8 protein-coding genes are annotated in these 10,536 nt (G+C 65.0%); 7 read left to right on the forward strand and 1 reads right to left on the reverse strand.

The window, feature by feature from the left end:
* Positions 1-99: 99 nt before the first annotated feature.
* Positions 100-1,092: a P1 family peptidase gene (locus M2400_RS32990; protein WP_177048852.1), complete on the reverse strand. Its 993-nt coding sequence runs from the start codon at positions 1,090-1,092 to the stop codon at positions 100-102.
* A 306-nt stretch (positions 1,093-1,398) separates the two neighbouring features.
* On the opposite strand from M2400_RS32990, the gene M2400_RS32995 reads away from it, so the two are divergent.
* The 7 genes from M2400_RS32995 to M2400_RS33025 all read left to right on the forward strand — a co-directional run bounded on the left by M2400_RS32995 (position 1,399) and on the right by M2400_RS33025 (position 10,408).
* Positions 1,399-3,837: a TonB-dependent siderophore receptor gene (locus M2400_RS32995; protein ID WP_177079808.1), complete on the forward strand. Its 2,439-nt coding sequence runs from the start codon at positions 1,399-1,401 to the stop codon at positions 3,835-3,837.
* 58 nt (positions 3,838-3,895) lie between these two features.
* Positions 3,896-5,233, forward strand: coding sequence for an LLM class flavin-dependent oxidoreductase (locus M2400_RS33000; protein WP_177122099.1), 1,338 nt, complete (start codon positions 3,896-3,898; stop codon positions 5,231-5,233).
* Positions 5,230-6,147 carry a 5'/3'-nucleotidase SurE gene (locus M2400_RS33005; protein WP_177048855.1) on the forward strand — a complete coding sequence of 306 codons (918 nt, stop codon included), beginning with the start codon at positions 5,230-5,232 and terminating at the stop codon, positions 6,145-6,147. Before M2400_RS33000 ends, M2400_RS33005 begins: the two co-directional genes overlap by 4 nt.
* Entirely contained in the window at positions 6,144-7,133 is a 990-nt protein-coding gene (locus M2400_RS33010; protein ID WP_177048857.1) for an LLM class flavin-dependent oxidoreductase, read from the forward strand. Before M2400_RS33005 ends, M2400_RS33010 begins: the two co-directional genes overlap by 4 nt.
* Positions 7,130-8,116, forward strand: coding sequence for an LLM class flavin-dependent oxidoreductase (locus tag M2400_RS33015; protein WP_177048859.1), 987 nt, complete (start codon positions 7,130-7,132; stop codon positions 8,114-8,116). The genes M2400_RS33010 and M2400_RS33015 overlap by 4 nt, the downstream gene beginning before the upstream one ends.
* A gap of 167 nt (positions 8,117-8,283) precedes the next feature.
* Positions 8,284-9,276 carry an LLM class flavin-dependent oxidoreductase gene (locus M2400_RS33020; RefSeq protein ID WP_259201371.1) on the forward strand — a complete coding sequence of 331 codons (993 nt, stop codon included), beginning with the start codon at positions 8,284-8,286 and terminating at the stop codon, positions 9,274-9,276.
* Complete coding sequence (locus M2400_RS33025; protein ID WP_259201372.1) at positions 9,266-10,408, forward strand: LLM class flavin-dependent oxidoreductase; 1,143 nt, start codon at positions 9,266-9,268, stop codon at positions 10,406-10,408. Before M2400_RS33020 ends, M2400_RS33025 begins: the two co-directional genes overlap by 11 nt.
* The last annotated feature ends 128 nt before the right edge of the window (positions 10,409-10,536 follow it).

The following is a 10,536-nucleotide window of genomic DNA, read 5'->3' on the forward strand; positions in this document are numbered from 1 at the left end:
ACTTTGGGCTGGGCCGGCATTCCGGCTTTTCCAAAGTGAGTCGCTGTAAGAGCGAAACCATAAGCCGCCGTTACCTAAATAACGGATATACACCCCAACCTAAGCCCGCGCAGCAAACACCCCCCGCGCAATCGACCGAGCCACGCAGTCAGCAGCCGCCGACCCAATCCGCCCAATCTCCACCTGCCGCCGAGGCCCATCCGTCAACTCCACCGCCCCAGAGGCCAACGCAAAAACCGTATCCCCATCAAACGGCAAATGCGCCGGCCGCACCGCCCGGGCAATCCCGTCCTGGGCCATGATCGCCACCCGCTTGCACTCCGCCACCGTCAACCGCGCCGTACTCGCCACCACCACCAACGTCGTGTTGGCCCCCGCTTGCAGGCGCCCCATGGAATCCAGCCGCGACAACTCCGGCATCGGGTCGCTGCAATCCATCTCCGTGACAGGCCGCGCCCCACCAAACTCCCCCGCCACCTCCCACGGCCAAGCCCAAAACGTCTCACCATCCGGCATGTAGACCGAACCGATCGGGTTCGCCACCACCAACGCGGCCACCACCAAACCATCCCCCAGGTCCAGGGACGCCGTGCCCAGCCCGCCTTTCAACACCCCGGCCATGGCCCCACGCCCAGCCCCGACCGAGCCCAGCTCAAAGTCCGGACCAGCGTTGGCCAGCGCCTCAAACCCCAACCGTCGATAAGGCGGCTCCAGGCCCCAATCCTTGTCGCCGCCATTGGCCAGGTCATGCAACACCGCCGCCGGCACGATAGGAATCGCCGGCGCACCCGGCTTCAAATGCAACCCCACCTGGTCCTGGGACAACTTCGCTGCCACCGCATCCGCCGCCCCCAGGCCAAACACCGAGCCACCGGCAAACACCAGAGCGTGCAACTGGCCGACCATGTTCTCCGGCTCCAGCGCCGCGGTCTCGCGACCGCCAGGGCCGCCACCGCGAATATCGATACTGGCAGTCCAAAAACCATCCGGGCGGATCACCGTGACGCCGGTGTCGGCATACAGGTCTGTGGCGTGGCCAACCTCCAGGCCGGGAATATCAGTGAGGGCGTTGCGCGGGCCGGGTCTAGGCATACAGAAAAGCTTCCTTGGGTTTAGGTATGGCGTGGGGAGAGCAAGGGGTGTGCCAAGCAGGCATTTCCCCGCCCCAGCGTACGCCAGCCGTTTCTCGAAAAAATCCCCTGCACAAAAACCAACACCCTGCCTTCCCGCCTGTTAGAAAAACACCACCCGCTGCCCCCGCCTGCCAACAACCCCTTGTTATCCAAGACTTTTCAGCGATGGCACAGCCTTTGCTCTCCTGCCTCCACCAGAGCTTGAACTCAACAAGCCGCCCTCGAACAAGGCTCGTCGCCTAACCACACTGGAGTGTTGCACATCATGAATCCATCACGCGTCGCAGGCCGCCGCCAACCCGGCAAGGCCTTCGCCCATACCCTGTTGTTCCTCGCCGTGTGCGAGGCCGCCAGTTACAGCAGCCTGACCCTCGCCGCCGACGCCCCGGCCAGCGACAACCCGCTGGACACCGTCGTGGTGATCGGCAACCGTGGCCAGGCCCGCACCCTGGCCGAGAGCCCGGCGCCGGTGGATGTGATTTCCTCCAAGCAGTTGCTCGCCACCGGCCAGGGCGACCTGACCCGCGCCCTGAGCAAGGTGCTGCCGTCGCTCAACCAGCCGGCCTCGTCGGGCTTCGGCTCGACCTCGATCGTGCGTCCCATCAGCCTGCGCGGCCTGAACGGTGACCAGGTGCTGGTGCTGGTCAACGGCAAGCGCCGCCACAACAGCGCGCTGCTGAACAACGCCACCTCCCTCAACTCCGGCTCACAACCGGTAGACCTGGACATGATCCCCACTGCCCTGGTGGATCACATCGAAGTCCTGCGTGACGGAGCCTCGGCGCAATACGGCTCGGACGCCATCGGTGGCGTGATCAACATCGTGCTCAAGCAGACCGACCATGGCGGCAGCCTGTCCACCACCTACGGCCAGAACTATGAAAACGGCGACGGCGAAACCGTGCGCCAGACCGGCAACGTCGGCCTGGCCCTGCCCAACGACGGATTCATCAACCTCGCCCTGGACGTGAAAAAACAGGACGTCTCGGACCGTTCCGACGCAGCGCCCTACACCGACAGCGCCGGCAACACCAGCCAGCGCCACACCTACTACGGCACCGGCCTGCCCGAGGCGAAGAACTTCAGCCTGGGCTACAACGCCGAATTGCCGGTCGCTGACGCGCTGACCCTGTACTCGTTCTCGACCTACACCCACCGCAACTCGGAAAAGCCCCTGGCCTTCCACCAGCCGGGCAGTTTCAACGGCATCCAGACGCCGTACCCGGAAGGTATCGAAGACAACCTGCGCTTCATCGAAGACGACTTCCAAGTGGCATTCGGCGGCAAGGGCCAGGCGGCCGGCTGGGACTATGACCTGTCGAGCACCTACGGCCAGGACCATGCCCGGGCCACCCTCACCGACACCTACAACCTGAGCTACGGCCCCACCTCGCCGACCTCGGTAGACACCGGCGTGAAAACCTTCAGCCAGTGGACCAACAACCTCGACCTGACCCGCGCCTTCGACCTAGGCCTGTACAAGCCGACGCAGATTTCCTGGGGCCTGGAACAGCGCTACGAAGACTACAAGATCGGAAAGGGTGACCTCGCCTCCTACGCCAGCGGGCCGTTCGACACCGGCGCCAACGGCGCGATTATTCCACCCGGGACCATTTCCGGTGCGGGCACCACCCCGGCCGACGCCGCCGAAAAAAGCCGCATCAGCCTCGCGGGCTACGGCGAAGTCGGTCAGGACTTCACGGACAAATGGCACGTGGACCTGGCCGGACGCTACGAGCACTACAACGATGGCTCGGGCACCACCACCAACGGCAAGATCTCCACCCGCTACCAGCTGACGCCGATCCTGGCGGTGCGCGGCACCTTCAGTACCGGGTTCCGTGCGCCGTCCCTGGCCCAGCAGATCTACAGCTCCACCTCGCAAACCAGCGTCAACGGCCAGTTGTTCGACTACCGCAACGTGGCGGTGAACTCCGACGTGGCCAAGGCGTTGGGTGCGACCACCCTCAAGCCGGAGAAGTCGACCAACTACAGCGTCGGGCTGACCCTGCAGCCCACCGATAACACCAACATCACCCTGGATGCCTACCAGATCGTGATCAAGGACCGCATCGCCCAGACCGGCTACCTCGGCGGCACCCCGCAGATCAGCGCGATCCTCGCCGCCGCCGGGCTCAACCCCAACCAGGCAGTGACCTACTTCACCAACGCCCTCGACACCACCACCCGTGGCGTCGACCTGGTGGGCGACTACCGCCAGGACATCGGTGCCTATGGCAGCCTGAAATACAGCGCCGGCTTCAACTGGAACACCACCCAGATCGACTCGATCCACGCCTCGGCCGTGGCCGCCCAGGCCCTTGGCCCGGACGGTGGCTACGACCGTCAGCGCCAGGGCAACCTCAAGTACGGCCTGCCGCAATCCAAGCTGCTGCTGGGCACCACCTGGACCTACGACAAAGTTGAAACCAGCCTCAACCTGACCCGCTACGGCTCGTACACCGAGTACGGCACCGCCGAGATCTACGACCGCAACTTCGCGCCGACCTGGATCACCGACCTGAACATCGACTACCACCTGACCAAGGCGGTGACCCTGAATGCCGGCGCCAACAACCTGTTCAACAAGTACCCGAAACGCACCGACCTGGTGAGCAGCTCCGGCGGCTTCCCCTACGGCACCTTTTCGCCTTACGGCACCACCGGTGGCTACTGGTACACCGGCGTGACGTACGCCTTCTGACCCAGCCCGCAGGGCCGGTTCGCCGGCCCTGCGCCTGAACTTTCCCGGGAGCCTGTCCATGACCCGACGTACCGATCAACTCAAGCTGGGGGCCTTCCTGGCCAACAGCGGCCACCACGTATCGGCCTGGCGCCACCCGCTGGCACAGGCCGATGCCAGCCTGGATTTCGAGCACTTCAAGCACATTGCGCAAACCGCCGAGCGCGGCAAATTCGACGCCTTGTTCGTCGCCGACGTGGTCGCACTGTGGGGGCATCATCACGATGCACTCAGCCGAACGGCGCGGGCCGAACACTTCGAACCCCTCACGCTGATGGCCGCCCTCGCCGCCGTCACGAGCAATATCGGCCTGATCGCCACCGCCACCACCAGCTACAACGAGCCGTACCATATCGCCCGCAAGTTCGCCTCCCTCGATCACCTGTCCAAGGGCCGCGCCGCCTGGAACCTGGTGACCTCGGTGGTCTCGGATGAAGCCTGGAACTTCGGCCGCGAAACCCATATCGACCACGGCGACCGCTACCAGCGCGCCGAAGAATTCCACGATGTGGTCAAGGGCCTGTGGGACAGCTGGGACGATGATGCCTTCACCCGCGACAAGGCCAGCGGTGAGTATTTCGACCCGGCCAAACTGCACACCCTGAACCATCGCGGCGAACACTTTTCCGTGCGTGGCCCGCTCAACGTCGCCCGCCCGCCGCAGGGCCATCCGGTGCTGGTACAGGCCGGTGCGTCGGAGCCCGGCAAGGCCCTCGCCGCCCGCGTCGCCGAGCTGATTTTTGCGGTCAACCATGACCTGGCCGGCGCCCAGGCGTTCTATCAGGACATCAAGCAACGGGCCGCCGCCTTTGGCCGCGACCCCGACCACGTCAAGATCCTGCCCGGTGTCACTCCGTTTATCGGCGAGACCCGCGAACAGGCCCAGGCGCTGTTCGAAGAATTCCAGGCCCTGGTCGACCCGGTGCTGGGCCTGCGTTTCCTGGCCGACACCCTGGGCGATGACATCGATCTGTCGGGCTACGACCTCGACGGCCCGCTGCCGGAAACGCCGGTAGGCCAGCGCGGCAGCCGGCGCGACAAACTGCTGGAACTGGCCCGCAGCCAGAACCTGAGCATCCGCCAGCTGTACCTGCACCTGACCGCCGGCAACCCGGTGATCGGCACCGCCGAAGACATCGCCGACTTCTTCCAGCAGTGGTTCGAAGCCCGTGCCTGTGACGGCTTTAACGTGTTCTTCCCGTACTTCCCCGGCGGCATCGACCTGTTCGTCGACCAGGTGATTCCACTGCTGCAACAACGCGGGCTGTTCCGCACCGAATACGAAGGCACCACCCTGCGGGAAAACCTCGGCCTGCCGCGCCCGGCCAACCGTTTTACCCAAGGAGCAAAACCATGAAGCACAGCGCATGGATGCTGGCGCTCGGCAGCCTGGTCGCCTCGAAGGCCTTCGCCCTGAACATTTTGCTGAGCAACGACGACGGCTATCAGCACCCCAATATTCGCGCCCTTTACACCGAGCTCAAGGCCCAGGGGCATACGGTGCGGATTGCCGCGCCGCAAGCCGACCAGAGCGCCCGGGGCGGCGCGTTTTTCTTTGGCCGCGAAGTCACCGTCGGCCATGACGACGACCCGGCCTATCCCGACAGTTACTACATCAGCACCACCGAAAACGGCGTGTGCCAAAGCCCCGAGTGCGCGGGTAAAGACGTGCAGATCGAGATCAGCGGCACGCCGGTGATGGCCTTGCTGATGGGCCTGAAAAAAGTCATGCCCCATCCCGACCTGGTGATCGTCGGTCCCAACCCCGGGAATAACCTGGGGGCGATCAACAGCGCCTCCGGCACGTTCAACGTCGCGAGTGTCGCGGTGCAGGCGGGCATTCCGGCGCTGGCGGTCAGCACCGACTTGAAAGAGGCCGACCCACAGCGCGCGGCGCTGCTGGTGGCGAAGCTGGTCAACGCCCTGGACCAGCATCGCCAACCCGACGGCGCGCTCTTGCCCAAGGGCCTGGGCCTGAACATCAACCTGCCAAAAGACCCGCAGATCAAGGGTGTGAAACTCACCCGAATCGGCAGCTACGTGGGCTTTGAAGCGGTGTACACCGACGACCTCAAGCAATTCAAGCTGCCAGGCAAACCTGGCATTGGATTCCAGTACAGCCCCGCCGCCACCGCCGAGCAACAGAAGCAGGATGAAGCGGTATGGCTGAACAAGGGTTACCTGACCATCAGCCCCTTCAGCGGCCTGCCGGAGTCGATCAATGCCGGCCCCGCGCTGCAAAAACAACTGGCCCGCGAGGTGCAGCCATGAGTTCGCGTTTTTCCCTGGGGTTTCTCAGCCGAGTCTACAGCCCGGGCTTCGATCCCAAGGTCTACCGCGACACGCTGGAGCTGTTCAAGGTCGCTGAAGAACTGGGCTTCGACAGTGGCTGGGTGGCGCAGCACCACTTCGCCAGCGAACACGGCCGCCTGCCCTCGCCTCTGGTATTGCTCGCCGCCATCGCCCAGCGCACCCGCCGGATCAGCCTCGGTACCGGGATTATCGTGCTGCCCCAGGAAGCGCCGCTGCGCCTGGCGGAAGACGCCTCGGTGCTGGATTTGTTGAGCAATGGCCGGCTGGAACTGGGCCTGGGCGCAGGCTTCGATCCTGAGACCTTTACGGCGTTCGGCCGCGAGCCGCAGGCGCGCCACCGCGACTATGAGCAACACCTGCAAGAGTTGCTTCACGCCCTGGGTAACGCGCCACTGACCGACAGTGGCTCACGCCTGCTGCCACGGGCCGCCGGCCTCGGGCAGCGAATCTGGGAAGCCACTTCACGGGTGGAACTGGTAGCCGAGCGTGGCCACGGCCTGATCATGGCGCCCAACCCGCATTTACCGCCTGAAGCCGGCGTGGAGCTGGTCAACCGCTATCGCAACGCCTGGACCGGCGACAACGGCACCCCGCCCCGCATCGCCCGGGTGCAAGCACTGATCCCGAACCCGGACGCCGCCACACGCCAGGACATCCAGGCCTACGTGCGGCGCCAGCAAAGCATCGGCGTGTACAAGGCGCCGGTGGACGATGACTTCGACACCACCCTCAAGCGCCTCGGGATCCTGCACGGCCCCGTCGAACAGATCATCGAGCAGTTGCAGCAAGGCCCGACCCTGACCGCCAACGACCACCTGGTGCTGCAAGTGCAGACCACCAGCACCCCGCTGCGTGATGCGATCCGTGCCCTGGAAATCATCCGCGAACAGATCGCCCCGGCCCTGGGCTGGCAACCGACCCTGCCTCAAGGAACCCTGTCATGAGCTTCAAACTGGGCTTTCTCAGCCACGCCTTTGGCGATGATCCACAGCAGGTCTATCGCGACCTGATCGAACAATTCGAAGTCGCCGAAGCCCTGGGTTTTGACGGTGGCTGGATTGCCCAGCACCACCTGAGCAACGGCTTTGGCCGGCTGCCGTCGCCGCTGGTATTGCTGGCGGCGGTGGCCGAGCGTACCCGGCATATCGAACTGGGCACCGGGGTGATCGTGCTGCCGTTTGAAGACCCGATCCGCCTGGCGGAAGACGCCAGCGTGCTCGACGCGCTGAGCGGCGGCCGGGTGCAACTGGGTCTGGGCAGCGGCGGCGCCAACCTCGACAACTTCAGCGCCTTTGGCCGTGACGCCCTGCAACGCCAGGTCGACTTCAGCGACAGCCAGCAGCAGGTCCAGCAGTTACTCGACGGCGAACCGCTGACGCCCCACAACCCATTGACCCTGCAACCGCCAGCAACCGGTTTGAGCAGCCGCTTGTGGCACTCCCACGGCAGCCTCGAAGGCGCGGCCTACACCGCGAGCCAAGGCAACGGCCTGCTCCTGGGCACCGCCACCCACGACCCGCTGACCGTGCAGAAACCCTTGGCCGATGCCTACCTGAACGCCTGGACCCGCACCGATCGCCAGCCGCGAATCGGCGTGGTGCGTGCAATTTTCCCGGCACCGGACCGGGCCAGTGCCCAAGCGGAATTGGCGGTGGACATTGAGCGACACATCCCGCGCCTGCAACGTGAAGGCTTGATTGATCAAGCCGTGGACCTGCAGGAACACCTGCGCCTGATGAACGTGCACCACGGCCATCCCGACGAAGTGATCGAAAGCCTGCAGCGGGACCCGTCGCTGCTGCCCTATGCTGACTACCTGATCGCGGTGGTCCAGGCCGAAAGCTCGACCCAGGCCCAGATCCTCAAGCGCCTGGAAATCATCGCCCGGGACATCGCCCCGGCCCTCGGATGGCGAGGACGAGAGTAGGATGATCAAACACCCTGAAAGCGTCAGCTCCCGTAGCAGCTGTCGAGTGAAACGAGGCTGCGTAGCGGTGTGTCAGATGCACCGCTACGCAGCCTCGCCGGGGCTCGACAGCTGCTACGACGACGACGACGACGCGTGATGCTGATGCCAAACTATGGAGCCCGTGTATGCCCCTTGAATTCAGTTGGTTGATGCCCCTCTGTACCCCCGACTGGGCGGCGCGGCCGGGGCAATGGATCCAGCTGGCCCAGGCGGTGGAATACGCCGGCATCGACGGCCTGTGGATCCCCGGCGGCGCCCTGTGCGCCGACAGCCTCGGGGTGGCGGCGGCACTGTGCGCCCATACCCGGCGGGTGCAGTTGTCGGTCAGCGTGCCGCCGGAAGTCATGCTCCCGGCCGCCCTGGCCACCACCCTGCAAAGCCTGCAATCCATCAGCAGCCACCGGGTGCGCCTGCACTTGCCCGACGGCGAACAAGGCAGCCTGCGCAGCGCCTTTGGCGAATGGCTGAACCGCGACCAGCGCAGCGAGCGCATCGGCGAATACCTGGACATCCTCCAGCAACTGCTGGCCCCGAATGACGGTGGCCTGGATTACCAGGGCCGCTACTTCCAACTGGAAAACGCCGGCGTTGCCCGCCGCGAACTGCCCGCCCCGCCCCTGGTGCTGGACGACAGCCAAAGCCACGCGCTGGTGGCCGGGCACGCCCAAGTCTGCCTGTTGCGGCCCGGGCATCCGCAGTGGCTGGCCCAGGAAATACGGCGCTGGCGCCAGCTGCAACCGAGCCTGGCCTTTGCCTGTACCTTCGGCCTGATCATCGGTGACAGCGAAGACCTGGCATGGGAAGCCGCCGCCGCGCTGCTGCCGACCCAGGACCTGCCCAACCACCGCATCGCCACCGTGCCCCGCGACCGACACCCGTTGCGCCAGTGGGAGATCCACCCGAACCTGCTGCAACTGCACCCCGGCCAACCGCTGATCCTGGTGGGCACACCCCGTCAAATCGCCACGCGCCTGCAGGAACTGCACGGCCTGGGCGTTGGCCATATCATCCTGCAAGGCGGCCCGGCGGTCAGCGAAGTGCTGCGTTTCGGGGAACAGATCCTGCCGCTGCTTTTTCAACACGGCCTGCGCAAGGAGCGCCTGCACCATGAACACTGAGGTTCGCCCACCGATCCAGCTTGACTGGTTCCTGCCCACCAACGGCGACGGTCGCCACCTCACCAGCAGTGGCCTGCCCAAGGTCGGGCTGTTCCAGCAAGGCGAACGCGCGCCGACCCTCGATTACCTGCGTCAGATCGTGCGGGCCACCGAACAGGCCGGGTTTGACGGGATCATGGTGCCTACTGCCAGTGGGTTCGAAGACCCATGGCTGATTACTGCGGTGCTGGCCCAGGAAGTGCGGCGGCTTAAGTTCCTCCTGACGTTGCGGCCTGGCATGGAACTGCCTGCTTATACCGCCCACCGTGCGGCGACCTTGCAACTGCTCAGCGAGAACCGGCTGGCGTTGCATGTGGTGACGGGGTCCAGCCGCTTCGAGCAGCGTTCGTTGGGGGATTTTCTTGAGCACGATGAGCGTTATGCGCGGACTGCCGAGTTCTTGCAGGTGTTCCAGGCGGTGTGGGCTGGCAAGCAGCCGGCGCATCCGGGGCGGTATTACCGCAGCGGGATCAACACGCCGGTGGCGCCTGGGGCCGAGGTGCCGGCGATTTATTTTGGGGGTGCGTCAGAGGCGGCTGAGAAGGTGGGCGCTGCCCATGCTCAGACGTACCTGATGTGGTGTGAGCCGCCGGCGATGATTGCCGAGCGGGTGGTGCGGATGCGCGAGTTGGCGGCGTTGCAGGGGCGGACGTTGCGCTTTGGGTTGCGCTTGCACATCTTTGCCGATCGCACCGACGAGGCGGCCTGGGCGCATGTTGAGCGGCTGCTGGAGGAGATTCCCAAGGACGCCATTGACCAGGCGCAACGGCAGATGGCCAAGTATGAATCGGTGGGGCAGAGTCGCCAGACTGAATTGATGAAAGGCCGTGGGCGTGGGGCGCGGGAGTTGGAGGTTTCGGCCAACCTCTGGGCCGGTGTGGGCCTGGTCCGTGGGGGGGCTGGTACCGCGTTGGTGGGAAGTTATGAGCGGGTGGCGGAGCGGATCGAGGAGTATCACCAGCTGGGGGTGGACAGCTTTATTTTGTCGGGGTTTCCGCATCTGGAAGAGTCGATACACGTGGGGGCCGAGGTGTTGCCCCTGTTGCGCAGGATAGGTGCTTCGGCGCGGGGTGCTGAGGTGGGCCGGGGGTGAGTACATATCCGTTTCTTCGGTAACGGCGGCTATTGGTTCCGCTCTTACAGCGGCTCACTTTTGAAGAGCGCAAAAGTAAGCAAAACGCTCTTGCCCCACCACTCGGCACCTCGCTTAGGCTCGGTGTG

Origin of the sequence: Pseudomonas sp. BIGb0558, assembly GCF_024807515.1 — a bacterium.
GTDB classification, from domain to species: domain Bacteria; phylum Pseudomonadota; class Gammaproteobacteria; order Pseudomonadales; family Pseudomonadaceae; genus Aquipseudomonas; species Aquipseudomonas yamanorum_A.